The sequence below is a fragment of the Mesorhizobium sp. B4-1-3 genome (assembly GCF_006439355.1).
In the GTDB taxonomy this organism is placed as follows: Bacteria; Pseudomonadota; Alphaproteobacteria; order Rhizobiales; family Rhizobiaceae; genus Mesorhizobium.
Genome location: NZ_VFTG01000003.1, coordinates 93,644 through 113,984, shown reverse-complemented (window position 1 = coordinate 113,984; position 20,341 = coordinate 93,644). Strand labels below are relative to the sequence as shown.

The window sequence follows — 20,341 nt, the reverse complement described above, 5'->3', positions numbered from 1 at the left end:
GATTGGCGTCGATCAGCGGCGCCATCCGCCTGGTGCGCGAGGAGGTCAACCAGGACGCGGTCGAGCCGTTGGAACTGGACAGGCTGGTCCGCGATATCGAGGTCGAGATGGTCTCGCTTGGTCATGCGGTGACGATCGACCATCTCGACCGCGTGTCGGTCAAAGCCGGCGCGCTCGGCTTGCGCCGGGCGCTGCGCAACCTGATCGTCAACGCTGCCACGCATGGCAAGAGCTGCACCGTCGCGCTTGCGGGCGGGACGGCCAGGCGGTCCTCACCATCGCCGACCGCGGCCCGGCATCCCGCCGGACCTGCTGAACAAGGCCTTCGAGCCCTTCTTCCGGGTTGATCCGGCGCGCACGCAATTCATTCCGGGGGCGGGGCTGGGGCTGGCGATCGCGAAGGAGATCATCGAACGCTACGGCGGGGCGATCACACTGGAGAACAGGCCGGGAGGAGGGCTGCTGCAGAGGGTGGTGTTCGCAACGGCCTGACGTCGGACATTCCAGGGTTTGGCGCGGGCTTTCAACTGCTTTTCAAGGTTTTGCTCGCTGCATCGTGACCGCGCCGCCGTTGCGGAGCGGCCTCGTAAGATGCGAATCTGGCGATACGATGCTTTGCGAGGATGCCACCATGCCCATGAGTAAGATTGCGTTTTGCGCGGCAGCGATGATCGTTGCCGCCACAAATTTCGCCGATGCACGGCCCGACACACGCAAGATGACCTGCGCGCAGACCCAGGCGCTGATCCAGAGCCGGCATGCGGTGGTGCTGACCACGGGGGCGAACACGTATGAGCGCTATGTCCGCCAGTTCGGCAACGAGTGCGATGCTCCCTACGTGCCGATGGTCGACTATGTCCCGACCAATGACGGGCAGTGTATGGTCTATCGGTGCGAAGAGCCGGCGCCGATGGTTCCGGATTGATCGGAGCTTGCCGCTTCGCGCTGCTGGGCGCCTGCTTTTCTGAGTGTCGACGCGATCTGGCGAGGACGGCGGCCTTCTGTTCCCCCCACAGCGCGCGCAGCCTCTCACTTGACCTTCTTAATCTCCGGGCCTGCCGGCTGGTCGGTCGCCGGAGCCGGCGTGCAATCCTGCCCCTTGCACTCCAGGGCGGGATCGTCCTTCGGCGGCAGGCAATTCTGTCCCTGGCAGTGAACGGGCGGCTGCGCCGCGTCGCCATTCGGCTGGGCAGGCTGATCATCGGCGAAGGCGGGCTGCAGCCCGGCCAGGCCGGTCATTGCCGCGCACAAGAGAACTGTCCGAAGCAGGTTCATCCGCGCCTCCAAGGCGAGGCAGAACTCTACACCGTCTGATCACTGCCACGATGCGTCACCCAACAACGCCGTTAATAACGCGTTTCGGCCGCTAGAGCGCGAGGGGCCGGCTTGCCAAGGCCATGCCGGGGTCGACGGCGCACAACACGATCGGGCTGCTCTATCCGATGCTGGCGGGCACCGCCATGTTCGAGAAGGCGGCCGCATGACCGTGGATACTCGTGTCGCAGCGCTCTGCCAGGAATTCGACGTCAAGATCGTCGGCCGGCACCAATATCGGGGGCCTGGCGAGACCCGCGCAATGGCCTCGATCCGTCGGATCATCGTGCAGCACGGCATCGAGCACGCGAGGCTCGTGCTGTGCATCCTGGCCGAAGGGCGAGGAAATCATGCCCTGATCGACGAAACGTCGTTGCGGGCTGTCTCTGACCTGCTGCGGGCCTGTCCCGACCTGGTAGAGCTCCACACATCCGCGCTGCTCGAGATGTTCGACAGGATGCCTCTCGGCCCGCTTATGGCGACCGCCAACGAGCTCCGCGGCGTCATCCACCAAGGCCATGCGCTCGCGGGCATGCTGTACCTCTATGCAAGGCAGATCAGCCCGGCGCCGATCAAGGGCAAGATCGCCAGCCCCGACAAGGCGCGCAGATCAAAAGTCAGCGAAGGCGAGAAGCGGGCCGCATAGCGCGCCAGCGCGCCACCGGGACGCACCAACAGGCGATCAGCGCCTTGGCGGTGTAGGATATCGGCGGCGGGAAACCGCGCGTCCTGGGGGCGGCAGAAACCGGGACAAGCTGTCCCAGTTTCGAGGGAGGTCGGCTCCAAAATTATCACCGTGATAAGTTTAGAACCGTATGCCTCGGCCACCGCCTCGCCCCTTTTGCGCTATCGATGGCGATTTGCAGCGAAATAGTCGAGAACGATTTTCGACGTGAAATCTGATTCAGTCAGACCCGCACAGAGGCGCTCAACGAGTTCCTCTGAGGCTGGCGGCTTCGGCGTGAAATACCAGCCGTCGACGCATTTCACGATCTGCTCGCACCGCAGTGTCCGGGACATGTGATATTCGACATAGCTCGGCTTCGTTATGAACTCGTGCTCGCCCACGTCAACTCGGCACGCCGGATCGAAAAATCGCCCGTCCCTTATTGAAGTGAGCGTGACCAGCAAGCACCGCTCTGCTTCGCAGGGCGCGGTGACGATAACATAGAGATGCTTGCCATCTTCACCCGGCCCGGACGGTATGAGCAGGGCGCTCTTCTTCGCGACGACGTAGGCCATCCGGGGATTTTCAGGTATTGAAAATTGAATCGAGGGTGCGCTCGCGTATCACTTTCTTTTCAAGCTCTTCGGGGTCTGGCTTCCCGAGAAATTTGAAGACGCGGCTGTAGGGAATCGGCTGCGATGAAAAATCTGGATCTTCCCATTCAGGGCAATTGTCGTGCGTGTAGTCGCGGATTTGCCATTGATCCATATGGCCGAATTCTGCCCAGGTATTCTCGAGGGTTCGCAACTCCGCCCGGCTCAACTCATCAAGATGCGCAATTGATAAATCCGACGAGCGGACGGAAAAACAATGGTCTTCCCGATCTGTAACAAATTCTTTCCAACTGGCTTGATCATCTGTCAAGCCATTGATCTGGTTGAGGGTAATCGAGTTGACAGGCCCATGCTCCATCGACACCAGTTGGTCGCGAAGCATCGAGGAGTCGAAGTCGCTCATGAAGCGGCGCTCCGACAGATAAATCAATTTCACGGCCTTCAGCACAGGTATGCGGCCGCCTTCGCGAATCGCGAAAAAGGCTGCGATCTGCGCGGCTTTTCTGGAATTGTACCAAGGCTGCATCGGTTCCCCCTGCGACGCGATTGCGTTTAAAATATATCACGGGGCTCAAGATAACGGAACTGCCTGGGGAAAAGTTGCCAATCTGGCAAGTTTGCTAGGCCTTTCTAAGCCTCACACCAGGGCCGCCGCCGTTTTCCGGGATGAACTCGACACCGGCAATCTCCAATGCCCGGCGCACTGCGGCGACGTTGTTTGTCAGCCCGGCGGCAGGTTCTGATTGGCTTGCTTCCATCCTGCGAAGGGTTGCGACCGATATCGACGCAGCCGCCGCAAGGTCGCTTTGTGCCAAGCCTAGTAGCGCTCTCGCCGCCGATATCTGCCCGCCGGTAGTTTGATTGCTTTCGCTCATTTTGCGCTAATCCGTTGACAATCGCTCGATTTGAGCGAAAACTATCACGGTCAGCAAAACCGCTCAAGGAGCAAATATCATGTCTACCAACATCATCGGACGCTTTTCACGCCGGCACATCCTGGCCGGCATCGCCGCCGTTCCAGTTGCTGCGATCCCGGCGGCGCCGCGCGCGCTGGCCGCCGCTGCCGAGCCCCACGATCCGCTTATCGATGCAATAGCAGACCTTAACGCCGGCAATGCCGCATACCCACGGCATCCGCTAGTACACGGCACCCAAGAGGAAAATGAGATCGCAATCGCCGAAACCTATGGTCCGCCTGATGATCGACTGAAAGCATGGAACGCGCCGGCAATCTCGCTCGAGGGAGCGGTTGCGGCCCTTCGCCATGCTCTCTACGAGTGCGAGATGTTCGGCGTCTCTTCCGACATCCTGCCGAACATGATCGCTGCCGCTCTCGGCTACATTGAGAGGGGGCGCGGTAGGCAGGAGGTGACGTAATGGGCAAGAAGAGCAAGTCCGACAGGAAGCTCCTGCGTCTCGAGGCGAAGCTGAACGCCGCCAGCCGGCGCTGGAACAAGGCCACGACGCGCACAGCCGCGGCTGAGAAAGAAGAGGAGCGGGCCACGGCCCGCCGAGAGAAGGCGGAGGAGAAGGAAGTCGAAACGGCCGCAGCCTTCGCCCGTGCGCGCGATCGCCTGATGAACACGCGGGCGAAGAGCCTCAAGGGATTGCTCGTGAAGGTCAGGGCCAGAGAGGTCGACTATTCTGACGACGAGGCCCTCGAAGTCGAGATCCTCAAAAGCCTCGTTGCCGACTTGAAGGCCATGAGACCATGAACCGCCAGGCCACTATGGCAAAGCTCCAGGCGATCGCGACGTCGCCGCAATCACCAACTCTCGCCTCAGCGGCGAGACTTCAGCGCGACGCCGATTCGATCGCTGTATCGATGACGGCGCTACACGGCGGGAAATGGGTCGTGAAGATCAACCACGGCTGTCACTTCGTGCTTGTGAAGCGCGAGATCGACTGACCCGATCGATCGCGCGGGAACGACAAGCCCGGCTGCTAGGTGGCCGGGCTTTTCGCTTCTTCCTTGGGCGGCCCGAATACCGGAATGGTGTCGTCGCCAAGGTATTTTCGCATTGCTGGCCCTACGCCGAACGTGACCCGTTCTCCGATTTGTTTCAGGTCGATCAACATCGCTCTGATCTGCTTGATAATGCTCTCCAGCTCGACTCCAACCGGCAGAAGGGCCGACATCTGATCTTGCGTCAACCCAGATGTGATCACGCCTTCGGCCTCATTGAAATGGGTCATAACGATCGCCTTCACCTTGTCGCGCTTTTCTCCATATAGCTTGACAGCCTCGACGAGGTTGCGGTGCTGCATGAACAGCGTCACCGAAGCCTGCATCAAGTCATTGTCCTTGGCGGCAATCAAGGGAGACAATTCGGATGGGTCGATGTCGAAGGTCTGATAGCTGCCAACAATCGGTAGGACGCGCTGCCAAAGCGGCTGACCGGTCAGCTTCCGATCGTTTGCCTCAGAGAGAGATTGGTCGATCGTTTTCTGGATAGCAACTACATCGCTTAGGACGACCGACGCTTTCACTGTCAGGCGAAGCACGTACGCCTTTTGCTCTGCACGTCTGGCCTCTTTATCTCGACTGAGGGTTTCACCTGATGCTTGCTTTGCCAGGATAAAAGAAACCACAGCGCTCAAACATGAGCCGAGCACCGCGCCGCCGAAACCAGCCAACAGCGTGGCATGGTCGGAAGTTGCGGAGAACTTTTCAACAAGGAACAGCGTAAGCAGGCACCCGACAAAGGCTCCGAAGATCCCGACAGTGATCAACTCGACCACGGAATTCTTGACTGAATCGGTATTTGCCACCTGTCGCCCCCCCGCGATCTGTTCGCCTGCGTCCGTGGTCGTATATTCGATGCGTATTCGACGCATCGGTCTCAAAGTCTCATAAGTCATTGAAAAGACTGGTACGCCCAAGGGGAATCGAACCCCTGTTACCGCCGTGAAAGGGCGGTGTCCTAACCGCTAGACGATGGGCGCGCTCAGACGAAGCGGCTTATAATTGCGTTGTTGCCAGCCGGCAACCCATCCGCAGCCAGATGCGACAACTTTTTTCGAAGGCGGGAAAAGCACTCTTTTCGGGGGCAGGCATGGTTTGCGGTGTCGCTTGGTGGCGCACCCTTGGAGATTAGCAGAGACATCCCGCGCGATCTTCATTCTATGGCGGAGCAAGGAGCGAAGCGACGCAGCGCAGATCCATTCCGTTACCTGTGAGCGTTGCATCGGTGCAGAATCTGCGCCGCTGCACTCTACGGTCGAGGTGACGGAATGGATCCTCGGGTCTGCGCGTCCGCTTCGCTCCCGCTCCGCCCGTGGATGACGAAGTTCGGAAGGCTTTGGCTAATGGCGAACGTCCTGCCGGCCTGAAGCAACGTGACGCTGATCGCCGTTCATCTGGTCAAATCGGCTATGGCTAGGCCGAAACGGAAATCAGCCGTCCTCGCCACCGCCGCTGCGGCGCCGGCAGCGCCAGTTCCAGTCGCGCTCGGGGCCGACGTCGATGTGGACGGAATCGGTGTGGCAGTAGGTGCCGACGCCGCCGCGGCCCGGCATCGTGCGGACATAATTCGCCAGCTCCCACTTCGACACGCCGGGCACCTGGATATCGGCGGCGGCGCAGTACATGTGCAGCGAGTTCTTGGCGCCGTTGGCTCGGCGGTTGCGCGAGGGATCGCGGTAGCCGGAGGTGACGATCATCTTGCGGCCGAAATGGCCCTCGATCGTCTTCAGCACCCGCACCAGCGACGGTTTCAGGCAGGCGACGTCGACGCTTTCGTTCTGCTTCAAAAGACCGTTGGGCGCGAGCCTGGCCATGCCGGCGGCCGAGGCCACCTGATAGGAGCCGCCGCCCTCGTCCTCGTTGAGGTCGACGTCGCTCTCGTCGTCGATGCCGGACTTGCGCTTGATCTCGAAGAGCGCGGTCTGGCGTACGCCGGGAAGGGCATCGGCGCCGGTGATGTGATAGCTCGGGTCGTCCAGCGAGGCGAGCTGCACTGGCTTTGCGGCAGGCGTCGCGGAGGCCAGCTCAACGATCGGCTTGGCGGGAGCCGGCGCGGCGGTCGCGGTCTTGGCCTGTGCCGCGATCTGGTCGCCGGAGCGCGCATTGTTGATCAGGGGGGCGGTTGCTGCAGAGGCCGGCGTGGTGCTGAACAGCGAGGCGAACAGGCTCTTCTTCGGGGCGGCGATCTGCGGCTGCGCAGGCTCGCCCGCGGTTACATAGACGCCGTTGCTCATGGCCTGCGTGGTTGCCTGCGCCTTCGAGGCAATGGCGGCGGCATCACCGGCGGCGACCTGCTCGGCGACGGTTTGCGTCAGTTCCGCCTTTTGCGCCTGCTGAACCAGCGGTTGCGGCGTGCTGCCGGCGATCGCGGCGGAGCCCGCCGGCACGGCAACGGCAGGGAAGGCAGCGGCTTGCGGCCGTGTCTCCGGCACATAGGCAACCTTCTCGGGCAAAGGCGTATCGCCCTCGCTCATCACAGTCGATCCGGCTTCAGCGGGCGTCGCAGCCTGCAACGACGAATCGGCCGCGGTCGCGGTCTTGGCGCCGGATCTCGCGCTCATTTCGGTCGCGGTTGAATTGTAGGCAGGCGAAACGACCGACATCGTCGGGTCGTCGGTCGAGGTGCAGGAGGCCAGAAGCACGGAGAAAAGCGCTGCCGCGATGCTGCGGCTTTCCCCTCGTGCGAGACGCCAACCTGCTGATTTCAAAATAAATTCCCCCTCGGCATCCGGTTGGTTCGTCATCGCCGCGCCACTCCAGCACCGCGCCGCGATAACCCTCCTGTTCCCAACCGGAAACGGGATATGTGTCGAATCTGCAAGCCTCGGAATTAATCTGCGTAGGAAGGTGATTTGAGGCCGCCGAACGATTGACGCCACCATTTCGCCCTGTTTTGGTGGCCCGTCAACTCACCAGACATTACAGTCCGTTACACACGCACCTTGACATAGGTGCCCGGCGCATCTCCCAAGGTTTTCATACGCTTGCCGGGTTTGCGCGCGGGCACGCGGACGTTGTCCTGGTTCTCGATCCAGTGCTGCCAGTGCGTCCACCAGGAGCCTTGATGCTCCTGCGCGGCCGCAAGCCACGCGTTGAAGTCGCCCACCGGCTTGCCGCCGGTCCAGTACTGGTACTTCTTGGCGGCGGGCGGGTTGACGACGCCGGCGATGTGGCCGGAACCCGCCATCACATACTCGACATCGCCGCCGAAATACCGCGATCCCAGGAACACCGAAAGCGCCGGCGCGATGTGGTCCTCTTTCGTGGCGAGGTTGTAGACGGGGATCGTGATGTCGGCCAGCGACACCGTGCGGCCGGCAAGCTCCATCACGCCGCGCGAGAGATTGTTCTCGAGATAGCAGTTGCGCAGGTAGAAGGAGTGGTTGGCGGCCGCCATGCGCGTGGAATCGGAATTCCAGTAGAGCAGGTCGAAGGGCAGGGGTTCCTTACCGCGCATGTAGTTGTTGATGACATAGGGCCAGATCAGGTCGCCCGAGCGCAGCATGTTGAAGGCGGTCGCCATCTTGGTGCCTTCGAGATAGCCCTTCTCGCTCATCGAGCGCTCGACGGCGGCGACCTGGTCCTCGTCGACGAAGACCTTTAGGTCGCCGGCATAGGTAAAATCGACCTGGGTGGTGAAGAAGGTGGCCGATTTGATGCGGTGATCGCCTTCCTGTGCCAGCAGCGCCAGCGCGGCAGCCAGGAGCGTGCCGCCGACGCAATAGCCGATGGCGTTGACTTCCCTCTCGCCGGTGGCCTTTTCCACCATGTCGAGGCCGTATTGCAGGCCTTCGCGGATATAGGCCTCCCAGCCCTTGGCGCCGTGGCGCTCGTCCGGATTGATCCAGGAGATGACGAAGACCGTGTGGCCCTGTTCGATTGCCCAGCGGATGAAGGATTTCTGCGGGTTGAGGTCTAGGATATAGAATTTGTTGATCCATGGCGGGCAGATCAGCAACGGCCGCTTCAGCACCGTTTCGGTCACCGGATCGTATTGGATGATTTCGGCGACATCGCTGCGACCGATGACCCTGCCGGGCGTGGTGGCAATGTTCTTGCCGATTTCGAAGGGCGTGTAGTCGGCCTGGCGCAGCTTCAGATCGCCACGGCCGGCGGCGATGTCCTCGGCCAGCATCTTCATGCCGCGCACCAGGTTCTCGCCGTTCGAGGCGACCGTTTCGCGGAACAGCTCCGGATTGGTCAGGATGAAGTTCGACGGCGCGATCGCGTTCGACACCTGCTTGACGTAGAAGCTCGCCTTGTGGCGGGTGTGCTCGTCCAGGCCCTCGGCGTGCTCGACGAGCTCGTTCGCCCAGCGCGAGGTGACGAGATAGGCCTGCTTCAGGAAATCGAAGAAGGCGTTGCGGCCCCATTCCGGATCTTGGAAGCGCTTGTCGCCGCGCTCGGGCTGAACTGCGTCCTGCGGCGCCTCGGCGTTGGGATTGACCTTCTGGATGGCGTTCGCCCAGACCGTCATATAGCCGGCGAAGAGTCGCGTCTGCGCTTCGAGGGCGCGCTGCGGATCGCCCAACCAGTATTCCGAGAGCTTGGAGAAGGTCTTGACCATGTCGACCACGGGTTCGGCGACATGATCGCGTACCTCACCCTTCTCGCGCGGTTCGGTCCAGGCGGAAGCCGCCTTGCCGGCCTGCTCGATCATGCGGGCCATGTTCAAGGCAAAACGCTCGGGATCCTTCACCAGATATTGCTCGATGGCCGAAGGTCCGCCATTTTCCGCTTTGTCCGAATCGGGAGCTTTGGACATGGTGCGCGGGGTTCCTCCCGGAGCGTTTTCTTGACATATTACCATGGGACATCTGACCGGGTCCAATTCGCTGTAACCCGGCTGCCAGGAAAACAATATGACGATTAATGTTGGCGGGACTTTTTTTCTCAGGCCGGGTTCGATTTGCCGCATGGCCGCCATGGCGGGGCTGATCGGTGTGCTGTTGCCCGCCGGCGGCTGCACCAGCACCAGCCCAAACAATGCGGCGCCGACGGCCCTCACCGAAGGTCCTAAGGACACCGGGTCCTATCCCAACCTCAACATCCCGCCGCCGGTGGCCGCCAAGCAGTTCACCAAGGAGGAGACCGCGGCGAACCTCGCCCGGCTCAAGGCCGAGCAGCAGGCGCAGCTTGCCAAGGGCGGCAGCGTCAAGGCGCCGACGAATTCCGCGGCGCTGAAGACGCTCGCCAAGACGCATGGCGACGATACGCTGAAGCAGATCGAGGGCAAATGCGACCCGACCCTCGACCCTAACTGCAATTAGGTTTATATCGCGCGCCCAACGCGCCCCATCGATCGTCTGGAACTGAAATGGAAGAATTTCACAAGGTCCGCCGGCTTCCGCCTTACGTGTTCGAGCAGGTCAACCGGCTGAAGGCCAGCGCCCGTTCGCACGGCGCCGACATCATCGACCTTGGCATGGGCAATCCGGACCTGCCGACACCGAAGGCCATCGTCGACAAATTGTGCGAAGTGGTGCGCGATCCGCGCACGCATCGTTATTCCTCCTCGCGCGGCATTCCGGGCCTACGCCGCGCCCAGGCTGCCTATTATCAGCGCCGCTTCGGCGTGAAGCTCAACCCCGACACGCAAGTGGTGGCCACACTCGGCTCGAAGGAGGGCTTCGCCAACATGGCGCAGGCGATCACCGCGCCGGGCGACGTCATCCTTTGCCCGAACCCGACCTATCCGATCCATGCCTTCGGCTTCATCATGTCGGGCGGCGTCATACGATCGCTGCAGGTCGAGCCCGATGACGGCTTCATCCCGGCGGTCGAGCGCGGCATCCGCCACTCGATCCCGAAACCGCTGGCGCTGATCCTCAATTACCCGTCGAACCCGACGGCACTGGTCGCCTCGCTCGACTTCTACAAGGACGTGGTCGCCTTCGCGAAGAAGAACGACATCATCATTCTGTCCGATCTTGCCTATTCGGAGATCTATTTCGACGGCAACCCGCCACCCTCGGTGCTGCAGGTGCCGGGCGCGATGGATGTGTGCGTCGAGTTCACCTCGATGTCGAAGACCTTCTCCATGCCCGGATGGCGCATGGGCTTCGCGGTGGGCAACGAGCGGCTGATTTCGGCGCTGACGCGGGTGAAGTCCTACCTCGACTATGGCGCCTTCACGCCGATCCAGGTGGCGGCGGCGCATGCGCTGAACGGCGACGGCGCCGAGATCGAGGAGGTGCGCGAGGTCTACCACAAGCGGCGCGACGTGATGGTCGATTCCTTCAGTCGCGCTGGCTGGACCATTCCCGCGCCCGCCGCCTCGATGTTCGCCTGGGCGCCCATCCCCGAGCAGTTCCGCCAGCTTGGCTCACTCGAATTCTCTAAGCTGCTCATCGAGCATGCGGATGTCGCGGTGGCGCCGGGCATAGGCTTCGGCGAGCATGGCGACGACTATGTGCGCGTCGCCCTGGTCGAGAACGAGCACCGCATCCGCCAGGCGGCGCGCAACATCAAGAAATTCCTGGCGACCACCGCCAAGCAGCCCAACAATGTGGTGCCGCTCGCCGCGCGCCGCTGAACTAGCCGGACATTTGTTGAATTTGAGGGGCGTCGCCGGACATGGCTGAAGCGTTGCGTGTTGGAATTGCCGGCCTCGGCACGGTCGGCGCCTCGGTGGCGCGCGTGCTGCGCGACAAGGCGGCCGAACTCACCCGCCAGTGTGGCCGCGACATCGTCGTGACGGCTGTTTCTGCGCGCGACCCGAAGCGCGACCGCGGCATCGATCTGAGCGCCGCGAAGTGGTTCGACGATCCCGTCAAGCTGGCTGAAAAAGCGGACATCGATGTCTTCGTCGAACTGATCGGCGGCGACGAGGGGCCGGCGCGGCTCTCGGTGAAGGCGGCGCTCGAGGCCGGGCGCCACGTCGTCACCGCCAACAAGGCACTGCTTGCCAAGCATGGCGTGGCGCTTGCCGAGATCGCCGAGAAGAAGGGCGTGCTGCTCAATTACGAGGCGGCGGTGGCCGGCGGCATCCCGGTCATCAAGACCATGCGCGAGGCGATGGCAGGCAACGCGGTGACGCGTGTCTTCGGCATCCTCAACGGCACCTGCAACTACATCCTAACCCGGATGGAGGCGGAGGGCATTTCCTTCGACGCGTGCCTGAAGGACGCGCAGCGGCTGGGCTACGCCGAGGCCGATCCGACCTTCGACATCGAAGGTCACGACACGGCGCACAAATTGTCGATCCTGACCAGCCTTGCGTTTGGGACGAAGATCGCCGCCAACGACATCTATATGGAAGGCATCTCCAACATCACCCAGGCCGATATCCGGGCGGCGGCCGATCTCGGCTACCGCATCAAGCTGCTCGGCGTCGCCCAGCGCACCGACAGCGGCATCGAGCAGCGCGTGCACCCGACCATGGTTCCGACGGCTTCGGTCATCGCGCAGGTGCATGGCGTGACCAATGCGGTGGCGATCGAGACCGACATCCTGGGCGAGCTTCTGCTTTCCGGCCCCGGCGCCGGCGGCAACGCCACGGCGTCGGCTGTGATCGGCGACATCGCCGATATCGCCAAGAGCCGGCCCGGGTTCCAGCACGCTCCGGTGTTCGGCTGGCCGGCGAAGGAGCTGAAACCCTATAAGAAGGCGCGGATGCGCAGCCATGCTGGCGGCTATTTCATCCGGCTGACCGTGCATGACCGAACCGGCGTCTTCGCGGCCATCGCCAAGCGCATGGCCGACAACGACATCTCGCTGGAATCGATCGTCCAGCAGGCGGCCAGCGCGGAAGCCCAGGCGCAGAAGACGGTGATCCTCGTCACGCACGAGACGACGGAAGCTGCGGTGCGGAAAGCTGTCGAAGGCATCACCAAGGATGGCCATCTGACCGACAAACCGCAGGTGATCCGCATCGAGCGGGCGGAATAAGCCAGGTTCGATTTCGTCTTCAATCGATTGATTTTGCTGTCATTTCGAAAAATGACGGGCCAAGTCTTGCCGTTGTCATGGAGCTTTGCCAGAAGAAGTCCGCCTCTGGCGGGAGGCGGAGCAATTCCGGCGCTCGACCGTTCTGGGATTGCTCGACGCAAACAGACAACGAGGAATGCCCATCCATGAACATCGCCCAGAACATCGCCGCTGGTCTCGACCGGATCCTTACGATGGAAGTCGTGCGCGTGACCGAGCGGGCCGCCGTCGCGGCCGCCAGGCTGCGCGGGCGGGGCGACGAGAAGGCCGCCGATCAGGTGGCGGTCGATGCCATGCGTCAGGAGCTCAATCGCCTCGCCATCAAGGGCACGGTGGTGATCGGCGAGGGCGAGCGCGACGAGGCGCCGATGCTCTATATCGGCGAGGAGGTCGGCACCGGCAAAGGCCCGGCCGTCGACATCGCGCTCGATCCGCTCGAGGGCACGACGATCTGCGCCAAGAACCTGCCCAACGCACTTGCCGTCATCGCGATCGCGGAAAAGGGCAGCCTGCTCTTCGCGCCCGACGTCTATATGGACAAGATCGCCATCGGCCCCGGCTATGCGGAAGGCCTGATCGACATCGACGCCTCGCCGGCGGAAAACCTCGCCAATCTGGCTGGGGCCAAGGGCGTGGCGGTTTCCGACATCACCGCATGCATCCTCGACCGGCCGCGTCACGCCAAGCTGATCGACGCCGTGCGCGCCACGGGCGCCGCGATCCGGCTGATCGGCGACGGCGATGTCGCGGGCGTCATCCACACCACCGATCCGGACGAGACCGGCATCGACATCTATCTCGGCACCGGCGGCGCGCCGGAGGGGGTGCTGGCAGCGGCCGCACTGCGCTGCACCGGCGGGCAGATGCAGGGCCGGCTGATCCTCGACACGCCGGAAAAGCAGGCGCGGGCCGAGAAGATGGGTATTTCCGATCCGAAGCGGGTCTACCGCGCGCAGGACATGGCGCGTGGCGACGTGCTGTTCGCGGCGACCGGCGTCACCGACGGCAATCTGCTCGACGGTGTCAAGTTCGGCCACACCTTCATCACCACCCACACCATCGTGCTGCGCTCGTCCTCGCGCACGGTGCGCGAGATCAAGGCGCGCCACCAGGACTTGGACAAGTTTTGACCTCGTCTTGAGCGTCACGACGGCGTTCCGGGGAAAGCCCATCCACACTTTTCCCCGGATTGCTCGCCTGCGCCGAATTGCCCTCGACGTCGCATGTTGATATCTGCGCAGCAATGATGTGCAGACGGCGCGTCGCATGACGGGCGAAAAACGGTTCTTCCTTGATGTCAGGCAGTCGGCGACGGGTGTTTCCTGGGAGCACCGGCTGACCGAGCGGCAGGACATGGCCGCATTGGCCATCGCGCAAGGCCACGGTGTGCCGGACATCGTGGCGCGGGTGCTCGCCGGGCGCGGCGTCAGCGTCGAACAGACCGGGCGCTTCCTCGATCCGACCATCCGAGAGCTTCTGCCGAATCCCGCATCGCTGACCGACATGGAGAAAGCGGCGGCGCGGCTGGCCGACGCGATCGTCGCGCGCGAGAAGGTGGCGATCTTCGGCGACTATGACGTCGACGGCGCCGCCTCATCGGCACTCCTGAAACGCTTCCTCACGCATTTTTGCGTACCGGCCGAAATCTATATCCCGGATCGCATCTTCGAAGGCTATGGGCCCAATCCGGAAGCGATGCGGGAGCTGATCTCGCGCGGCGCGAAGCTGATCGTCACCGTCGATTGTGGCACCAACAGCGCGACCTCGATCGAGGCCGCTACGGAGGCCGGCGCCGATGTCGTGGTGCTCGATCATCACCAGGTCGGCGGTCCGCTGCCGCCGGCGGCGGCCGTGGTCAATCCCAATCGCGAGGACGACCTGTCGGGGCAGGGACATCTGTGCGCCGCCGGCGTCGTTTTCCTGTGCCTTGTCCAGACGGCCAAGGTGCTGCGCGAAAGGCTGCCGAACGCTGCGCCGGTCGACCTGCTTTCGCTGCTCGACCTCGTCGCCCTGGCGACGGTCTGCGACGTGGTCCCGCTCACCGGCGTCAACCGCGCCTTCGTCGTCAAGGGATTGCAGGTGTTGCGCCAGCAGAAGAATGAGGGGCTGGCGGCGTTGGCGCGGGTCTCGCGCATCGGCGAGCCGATCAACACCTTCCATCTCTCCTTCCTGATCGGGCCGCGCATCAATGCCGGCGGCCGCATCGGCGATGCCGCGCTCGGCAGCCGGCTCTTGGCCACCGATGATCCCGTCGAGGCGGCAAGCATCGCCGAGACGCTCGACCGGCTGAACCAGGAACGGCAGCAGATGGAGCAGGAGATGCTGGCGCAGGCGCGCGCCGAGGCCGATGCCGAGCTTGCCGGTGGTAACGGTCCGGCCGTCATCGTTACGGCCAGCGGCAGCTGGCATCCGGGCATTGTCGGGCTGATCGCCTCGCGGCTCAAGGACTACGCGCGCCGGCCGGCCTTCGCCATCGCCTTCAATTCGACCGGCATCGGCACGGGCTCCGGCCGTTCGGTGACCGGCTTCGATCTCGGCCGGCTGGTGCGCGAGGCGGCCGCCGCCGGGCTGATCGTCAAGGGCGGCGGCCACGCGATGGCCGCCGGCATCACCGTCGAGCGCGCCAAGCTCGGCGCGTTGCGCGCCTTCTTCGAGGAGCGCGCCGCGGCCGACGTGTTCAGGCTGCAGAACGAGGAAAGCCTGGCGATCGACGGCGCCCTGGCCGCCGAGGGCGCCACGATCGCGCTGCTCGACGCGCTTGAGAAAGCCGGGCCGTTCGGGGCCGGGCACATCGCGCCGGTGTTCGTGCTGCCGCGCCACCGGCTGGCCGACGCGCGCGCGATCGGCACCAACCACATCCGGGTGGACCTGCAGTCGCAAAGCGGCGGCAACATCCAAGCCATAGCGTTCCGTGCCGTCGACACAGTGCTCGGCGAATTCCTGTTCAAAAACAGGGGCAGGACCGTGCATATCGCCGGTTCGTTGTCGGGCAATTACTGGAATGGCAACCGCACGGTGCAGTTCCGCATCAGCGATGCGGCACTGGCTTAAGGTGTGTTGAGATTCAGGTCAGGCCGGTCTGCAAATGGCGGCTTCCTGCGCTTCCGGTGCTTACGTACGAAAAGTACGCTCCGCTCCGGTTCTCGGCACCCGCCATTTGCAGACCGGCCTGACCTGAATATCAACACACCTTAGAGTGGTGCCCAACCGGGATCACACCAGAACGGACTGCAGCCGGGTCAGTTCGCTGATCTGCGCCTTCGTCGTCTGGTACCCGATGCTGATCGCCTCGTCGGCGCGGTGGAATTCGGTCAGGCCGATATGGCTGAGTTTCGGCTGCAGCGACATGTCCGGCGGGTCGCCGGCCAGCCTGGCGCGCGAAATCCGGTCCTGGATGATGTTGAACGCCTCGACCATCACGCCGGTGATGCCAAGACGGGTATGATGGGCCTGATGCTCGGCCTGGCCGAGTCTCGGCGCGTCATTCTCCACGACCAGCTCACCGGCGCTGTGCTTTATCACGGCGGCGCGGCCGAACAGGTCATAGTGCAGGTTGACCGCGACGACGAGCGGCTGCTCATAGGCGCGGCAGACCGACACAGGCACCGGATTGACCAGCGCGCCGTCGACCAGGATGCGGCCGTTGCAGTTCACCGGCTCGAAGACGCCCGGCAGCGCGTATGAGGCGCGCATGGCGGTGATCAGGGAGCCATTCGACAGCCAAATCTCATGGCCGGTGCGAATTTCTGAAGTGACGGCGACAAAGGGCTTTGACAAGTTCTCGAAGCGGACGCTGGCCAGATGCTCGCGCAGCCGCGCGTCGAGCTTCATGCCGCCGAACAGACCGCTGCCGCGCAGATTGAGATCAAGAAGGCCGAAGATGCGCCGCTTGGTCAGGCTTCGGGCAAACTCCTCCAACTCGTCCAGCTTGCCGGCAAGGTAGCAGCCGCCGACCAACGCGCCGATCGAGGTGCCGGCGATCATCGATACTTCGATGCCGGCCTCGTCGAGCGCGCGCAGCACACCGATATGGGCCCAGCCCCTGGCACAACCGCCGCCGAGCGCCAGCGAAATGCCGATTGTCTTCTGAGACTTCGGGTCAGATGCGCCGCCGGACGATGCCGGGCCATTGGCCTCCCGAACGTCAGGTCTGCTGCGCAATGACGCCCATTCGAGCATCATGATCTCCCTTGTCCCATATCCCTTCTACCAAAAGGATATTTGAGAATAGTGAATCTGAGTGGTTTGTGAATATCGAATGGTTCACACCAGCTTCAGATACGTCTGGTTCGCATCGAACAGCGGCCTGCTGCCGTCGCCGGCAAGCATCGCCTTGCCGTCGCTGAGCCCCACCGTCCGATAAAAACAAGAACGCCGTCCGGTGTGGCAGGTTGCGTCGTGGCCCAACACTTTGACGCGCAACCATATCGCGTCCTGGTCACAATCCGTGCGCATCTCGACGACGTGCTGGAAATTGCCGGAGGTCTCGCCCTTCTTCCACAGCGCGTTGCGTGAGCGCGACCAGTAGTGGGCGATGCCGGTCTCCAACGTAAGCGCCAGCGCCTCGGCATTCATGTGCGCGACCATCAAAAGCATTCCGTCGGCCGCATCGGTGACGACGACGGTGACCAGGCCCGCAGGGTCGAAGCGCGGAGAAAGGACGGAGCCTTCCTCCAGCGCTTTCTTGTCAGACGGAGCTTTTGGGAATTGCAGTGCCGACATCGCCGATCCATCTTTCTGTTTGACCATGATCTTATCCGAAAACCGGTCTCCACTTTTCGCTGACGCGGTCCTTCGGTTCGGGATCATGGTCTGATGGGTCGGCGAAGGCCGGCAAATCAGCCGCCCGCGCGCACCATGGTGACGAAGCGGACCTGCTCCTCGGGCGTGTCCTTGAAGACACCCGTGAAGGTCGAGGTCAGCGTGGTCGAGCCCTGCTTGCGGATGCCGCGCATGGCCATGCACATATGCTCGGCCTCGAGCATGACGGCGACGCCGCGGGGGTTGAGCACGTCCTGGATGACCCCGGCGATCTGCGCGGTCATCGCTTCCTGCGTCTGCAGGCGATGCGCGAAGATGTCGACGACACGCGCGATCTTCGACAGGCCGACGACCTTGCCGTCCGGCAGATAGCCGACATGCGCCTTGCCGATGATCGGCACCATGTGGTGCTCGCAATGCGAATGGAATTTTATGTCCTTGACGATGACGAGGTCGTCATACCCGGCCACTTCCTCGAAGGTGCGGCCGAGCTCGTCGGCCGGGCACATGTCGTAACCGTTGAACATTTCGCGGAAGGCCTTGGTGACACGCTTCGGCGTATCGACCAGGCCTTCGCGATCCGGATTGTCGCCGGTCCAGCGCAACAGCGTGCGCACGGCCGCTTCGACCTCGGCCTCGCTCGGACGATCGGTGACAGGCTTGTCCAGATATTCGGACGGAGGCATGATTTTCTTGATGACGGCATCCATAAAGGCGTCTCCCGTAGTCCCACTCAGAGGTGGGACGAGTTGAACGGACCACGACCTTTTGGGTGAAAATCGCCCATTTCCATCCCGCAAGCGGCGTGAACAGATGGGCAAGGACAATGGTTTTTCATCGCCTTGTCGATGCCCGACTGCGACCATTATATATGGTTACGGCAAAGCGAAAGGAAGACGCGAGAGCGGCAAAGCCTGTTCGCTGGGCGGCGACGGATTGGAAAAATATGATCGACGACGTCTACAATGCGAAAATTCTCGGCTTCGCCGGAAACATCGGGCGTATCGGCCGTCTCGATCATCCCGACGCGACCGCCAGGGCGCACTCCAAATTGTGCGGCTCGACCGTCACCGTCGACCTCAAGATGGAGGGCGACGTGGTGACAGATTTCGCCCATGACGTGAAGGCCTGCGCGCTCGGCCAGGCTTCATCCTCGATCATGGCCCGGCATGTGGTCGGCGCCAGCGCCGACGAATTGCGCGCCGTGCGCGAAACCATGCTGAAGATGCTGAAGGAGAACGGCGCGCCGCCGGAAGGCCGGTTCGCCGACCTCAAATATCTGGAGCCGGTACGCGACTATAAGGCGCGCCATGCCTCCACCATGCTGACCTTCGACGCGGTGGTCGATGCGATCGGCCAGATCGAGAAGAAGCGCGCCGGACGGGCGGCTTGAAGCAGCGGCTTAGTGCGTTTCGCCGTTCACGGAAAACGGCGAGACGCAGTATCTCTTTGTTTTACCGCAATTCCGGACGGAAAACCGCTCACACTTTTTCTGAATTGCTCTAGGCCGATCCCCTGGTCACGGCGAATTCGCTTTGGATCCAGTTGGCGAACGCCCTGGCAGGCTCCGTCAGATCCCTAAGGCTCCTGGCCACCAGCCAAAAGCATTGCGTTTCAGCGCCGAAGCCCACATCTATCGCGCAGTGAAACAGGTTGCGGAACGATGGGCGACCATTCCGGGCATACGCACGGCACCCGGCCGATCCAACACGGGCGCAACTGGCCGGGACCTTGGCGCAAGACGCCCGGGCGCGTCCTGGGCACGTCGCTCGTGCGCCTCTATCAACTGACGCTCTCAGGTTTCGTCGGCAACAGCTGCCGGCACCTACCAACCTGCTCCGAATATGCCCATGAGGCGATTGCCCGCCATGGCCTGTGGGCGGGCGGCTGGATGGGACTGTTCCGGGTGTTGCGCTGCGGGCCATTCGGAACGCATGGCATCGACCGCGTGCCGGAGACGCTTGCGGAGCGCTATGTCTGGTTCATGCCCTGGCGCTACTGGCGGATCGGCAAAAGGCACAGCGAACCCGAAATCTGATTGCTTCATCGTCCCGCGCGAGGCGGATTTTAACGGTCCGGTAGGGTTAACGCGAAGCTGCACAAACACTGCGAATTTGAGACAAAATCGAGACAAGTCGCCTCGCTAAGCCGCTCCCGTAATCTTATACCGGAGTGACTTCGCCATGCGCCAGATGGATCGCTATCCCTTCATTTTCGCCATCGTCCTTTTCCTTCTGGCCTGGATGCTGGGCTTGCCGGTGCGGGCGCAATCGGCGCCGCTCAACGAGATCCACTGCACGCTGATCCAGGATGCGCAAAGCGGTGCAACACTTTACCAGGACGGCGTCTGCGACCAGCGCGTCAGCCCGGCCTCGACCTTCAAGGTGCCCTTGGCGCTGATCGGCTACGATGCCGGCATCCTGAGCGATCAGCACACGCCGAGCTGGGACTACAAGCCGGAGTTCAAGGCGGCGAAGCGCGACCGGAAGACCGTCGATCCGACGATCTGGGAGCGCGATTCCATCGTCTGGTACTCGCGCGAGATCACGCGACGTCTCGGCGCCGAGACGTTCGCCGGCTACGTGTCGAAATTCGGCTATGGCAACAAGGACGTCTCGGGCGATGCCGGCAAAGACAATGGGCTGACGCAATCCTGGATCAATTCCTCGCTCGAAATATCACCGGTCGAGCAGACGGCGTTCCTGCGCCAGCTGCTCGCCGGCAAGATGCCGGCGTCGGCGAAGGCGCATGAGATGACCAGGGCGATCCTGCCGACCTTTGCGACCGGAGACTGGACGGTGCAGGGCAAGACAGGCAGCACTAGGCTTGGCCAGGACGGCAAGCGCTCGCTCGGCTGGTTCGTCGGCTGGGCCGAGAAGGACGGCCGCCGCATCGTCTTTGCAAGGCTGGTCGTCGATGCCAAGGGTACCGGCGAGCCGAAAGGCCTCGCGACGCGGGCGGCGTTCCTGAAGGATTTGTCCGGCCTCATCAAGTAGATCGGCCTATCAAATAGATGGCTGGCGGCTTTACGGCGGCGGAAACTCCTCATAAAAGACTGCCGCTGCCGGACGCCTCCGGCTAACCTCCGCG

At 62.8% G+C, this 20,341-nt stretch carries 25 protein-coding genes and 1 tRNA gene; 15 read left to right on the top strand and 11 right to left on the bottom strand.

All coding sequences use genetic code 11. From position 1 onward, the window contains the following. Nucleotides 1-2: 2 nt before the first annotated feature. The 3 genes from FJW06_RS30445 to FJW06_RS05415 all read left to right on the top strand — a co-directional run bounded on the left by FJW06_RS30445 (nt 3) and on the right by FJW06_RS05415 (nt 925). Entirely contained in the window at nt 3-347 is a 345-nt protein-coding gene (locus FJW06_RS30445; RefSeq protein WP_246674552.1) for a hypothetical protein, read from the top strand. Beyond that, on the top strand, nt 247-492 hold the full coding sequence (locus FJW06_RS30440) for an ATP-binding protein (RefSeq protein WP_246674550.1): 246 nt from the start codon (nt 247-249) through the stop codon (nt 490-492). Before FJW06_RS30445 ends, FJW06_RS30440 begins: the two co-directional genes overlap by 101 nt. 139 nt (nt 493-631) lie before the next feature. Next, the gene (locus FJW06_RS05415) at nt 632-925 is read left to right on the top strand and encodes a hypothetical protein (RefSeq protein WP_140749111.1); all 294 of its coding nucleotides are present in this window, start codon (nt 632-634) and stop codon (nt 923-925) included. A gap of 104 nt (nt 926-1,029) precedes the next feature. On the opposite strand, the gene FJW06_RS05410 is transcribed toward FJW06_RS05415, so the two are convergent. Beyond that, nucleotides 1,030-1,275 carry a hypothetical protein gene (locus FJW06_RS05410; RefSeq protein ID WP_140749108.1) on the bottom strand — a complete coding sequence of 82 codons (246 nt, stop codon included), beginning with the start codon at nt 1,273-1,275 and terminating at the stop codon, nt 1,030-1,032. Between the two features lie 205 nt (nt 1,276-1,480). Between FJW06_RS05410 and FJW06_RS05405 the strand changes: the two genes are divergently transcribed. Next, entirely contained in the window at nt 1,481-1,960 is a 480-nt protein-coding gene (locus FJW06_RS05405) for a hypothetical protein (RefSeq protein ID WP_140749105.1), read from the top strand. A 200-nt stretch (nt 1,961-2,160) separates the two neighbouring features. Here the strand turns inward: FJW06_RS05405 and FJW06_RS05400 are convergent, their stop codons facing one another. The 3 genes from FJW06_RS05400 to FJW06_RS05390 form a co-directional block, all read right to left on the bottom strand. Further along, entirely contained in the window at nt 2,161-2,556 is a 396-nt protein-coding gene (locus tag FJW06_RS05400; RefSeq protein ID WP_140749102.1) for a hypothetical protein, read from the bottom strand. Nucleotides 2,557-2,566: 10 nt separating this feature from the next. Beyond that, nucleotides 2,567-3,121 (bottom strand): Panacea domain-containing protein, encoded by a 555-nt coding sequence (locus FJW06_RS05395; RefSeq protein ID WP_140749099.1) that lies wholly within the window; start codon nt 3,119-3,121, stop codon nt 2,567-2,569. A 94-nt stretch (nt 3,122-3,215) separates the two neighbouring features. Next, nucleotides 3,216-3,470: a helix-turn-helix domain-containing protein gene (locus FJW06_RS05390; RefSeq protein ID WP_140749096.1), complete on the bottom strand. Its 255-nt coding sequence runs from the start codon at nt 3,468-3,470 to the stop codon at nt 3,216-3,218. 79 nt (nt 3,471-3,549) lie between these two features. Here FJW06_RS05390 and FJW06_RS05385 point away from each other — a divergent pair, with 79 nt between their 5' ends. From FJW06_RS05385 to FJW06_RS05375, 3 genes are read left to right on the top strand one after another with little or no spacing between them, the layout of a single operon-like run. Then, the gene (locus FJW06_RS05385) at nt 3,550-3,972 is read left to right on the top strand and encodes a hypothetical protein (RefSeq protein ID WP_140749093.1); all 423 of its coding nucleotides are present in this window, start codon (nt 3,550-3,552) and stop codon (nt 3,970-3,972) included. Beyond that, the gene (locus tag FJW06_RS05380; RefSeq protein WP_140749090.1) at nt 3,972-4,310 is read left to right on the top strand and encodes a hypothetical protein; all 339 of its coding nucleotides are present in this window, start codon (nt 3,972-3,974) and stop codon (nt 4,308-4,310) included. The genes FJW06_RS05385 and FJW06_RS05380 overlap by 1 nt, the downstream gene beginning before the upstream one ends. Next, nucleotides 4,307-4,504, top strand: a complete 198-nt coding sequence (locus FJW06_RS05375; RefSeq protein ID WP_140749087.1) for a hypothetical protein — start codon at nt 4,307-4,309, stop codon at nt 4,502-4,504. Before FJW06_RS05380 ends, FJW06_RS05375 begins: the two co-directional genes overlap by 4 nt. Nucleotides 4,505-4,539: 35 nt before the next feature. On the opposite strand, the gene FJW06_RS05370 is transcribed toward FJW06_RS05375, so the two are convergent. From FJW06_RS05370 to phaC, 4 genes are all read right to left on the bottom strand, one after another. Further along, nucleotides 4,540-5,367 carry a hypothetical protein gene (locus tag FJW06_RS05370; protein ID WP_140749084.1) on the bottom strand — a complete coding sequence of 276 codons (828 nt, stop codon included), beginning with the start codon at nt 5,365-5,367 and terminating at the stop codon, nt 4,540-4,542. A gap of 99 nt (nt 5,368-5,466) precedes the next feature. Beyond that, a tRNA-Glu gene (locus FJW06_RS05365) sits at nt 5,467-5,541 on the bottom strand. 450 nt (nt 5,542-5,991) lie between these two features. Further along, nucleotides 5,992-7,164, bottom strand: a complete 1,173-nt coding sequence (locus FJW06_RS05360; RefSeq protein ID WP_246674549.1) for a YcbK family protein — start codon at nt 7,162-7,164, stop codon at nt 5,992-5,994. A 326-nt stretch (nt 7,165-7,490) separates the two neighbouring features. After that, nucleotides 7,491-9,326, bottom strand: coding sequence for a class I poly(R)-hydroxyalkanoic acid synthase (gene phaC / locus FJW06_RS05355; protein ID WP_140749078.1), 1,836 nt, complete (start codon nt 9,324-9,326; stop codon nt 7,491-7,493). 97 nt (nt 9,327-9,423) lie between these two features. On the opposite strand from phaC, the gene FJW06_RS05350 reads away from it, so the two are divergent. From FJW06_RS05350 to recJ, 5 genes are all read left to right on the top strand, one after another. Continuing rightward, nucleotides 9,424-9,831: a hypothetical protein gene (locus FJW06_RS05350; RefSeq protein ID WP_181178155.1), complete on the top strand. Its 408-nt coding sequence runs from the start codon at nt 9,424-9,426 to the stop codon at nt 9,829-9,831. 47 nt (nt 9,832-9,878) lie between these two features. Next, nucleotides 9,879-11,096, top strand: coding sequence for an LL-diaminopimelate aminotransferase (locus FJW06_RS05345; protein WP_140749075.1), 1,218 nt, complete (start codon nt 9,879-9,881; stop codon nt 11,094-11,096). 41 nt (nt 11,097-11,137) lie between these two features. Continuing rightward, on the top strand, nt 11,138-12,451 hold the full coding sequence (locus FJW06_RS05340) for a homoserine dehydrogenase (RefSeq protein WP_140749072.1): 1,314 nt from the start codon (nt 11,138-11,140) through the stop codon (nt 12,449-12,451). 185 nt (nt 12,452-12,636) lie between these two features. Next, nucleotides 12,637-13,620: a class II fructose-bisphosphatase gene (glpX, locus tag FJW06_RS05335; RefSeq protein ID WP_140749069.1), complete on the top strand. Its 984-nt coding sequence runs from the start codon at nt 12,637-12,639 to the stop codon at nt 13,618-13,620. Between the two features lie 136 nt (nt 13,621-13,756). Continuing rightward, complete coding sequence (gene recJ / locus FJW06_RS05330) at nt 13,757-15,541, top strand: single-stranded-DNA-specific exonuclease RecJ (protein ID WP_140749066.1); 1,785 nt, start codon at nt 13,757-13,759, stop codon at nt 15,539-15,541. A 162-nt stretch (nt 15,542-15,703) separates the two neighbouring features. Here recJ and FJW06_RS05325 read toward each other — a convergent pair whose 3' ends face one another. The 3 genes from FJW06_RS05325 to folE all read right to left on the bottom strand — a co-directional run bounded on the left by FJW06_RS05325 (nt 15,704) and on the right by folE (nt 17,961). Then, nucleotides 15,704-16,669, bottom strand: coding sequence for a patatin family protein (locus FJW06_RS05325; RefSeq protein WP_140749827.1), 966 nt, complete (start codon nt 16,667-16,669; stop codon nt 15,704-15,706). Nucleotides 16,670-16,753: 84 nt separating this feature from the next. Continuing rightward, on the bottom strand, nt 16,754-17,212 hold the full coding sequence (hisI, locus tag FJW06_RS05320) for a phosphoribosyl-AMP cyclohydrolase (RefSeq protein WP_140749824.1): 459 nt from the start codon (nt 17,210-17,212) through the stop codon (nt 16,754-16,756). Between the two features lie 116 nt (nt 17,213-17,328). After that, a complete protein-coding gene (gene folE, locus FJW06_RS05315) occupies nt 17,329-17,961 on the bottom strand; it encodes a GTP cyclohydrolase I FolE (protein WP_112127589.1) in 633 nt (210 codons plus the stop codon). A gap of 236 nt (nt 17,962-18,197) precedes the next feature. Here folE and FJW06_RS05310 point away from each other — a divergent pair, with 236 nt between their 5' ends. The 3 genes from FJW06_RS05310 (at nt 18,198) to blaOXA (ending at nt 20,247) form a co-directional block, all read left to right on the top strand. Next, entirely contained in the window at nt 18,198-18,644 is a 447-nt protein-coding gene (locus FJW06_RS05310) for an iron-sulfur cluster assembly scaffold protein (RefSeq protein ID WP_140749063.1), read from the top strand. A gap of 270 nt (nt 18,645-18,914) precedes the next feature. After that, nucleotides 18,915-19,289 carry a membrane protein insertion efficiency factor YidD gene (gene yidD, locus FJW06_RS05300; RefSeq protein ID WP_140749060.1) on the top strand — a complete coding sequence of 125 codons (375 nt, stop codon included), beginning with the start codon at nt 18,915-18,917 and terminating at the stop codon, nt 19,287-19,289. 145 nt (nt 19,290-19,434) lie between these two features. Then, nucleotides 19,435-20,247, top strand: a complete 813-nt coding sequence (blaOXA, locus tag FJW06_RS05295; RefSeq protein ID WP_140749057.1) for a class D beta-lactamase — start codon at nt 19,435-19,437, stop codon at nt 20,245-20,247. The last annotated feature ends 94 nt before the right edge of the window (nt 20,248-20,341 follow it).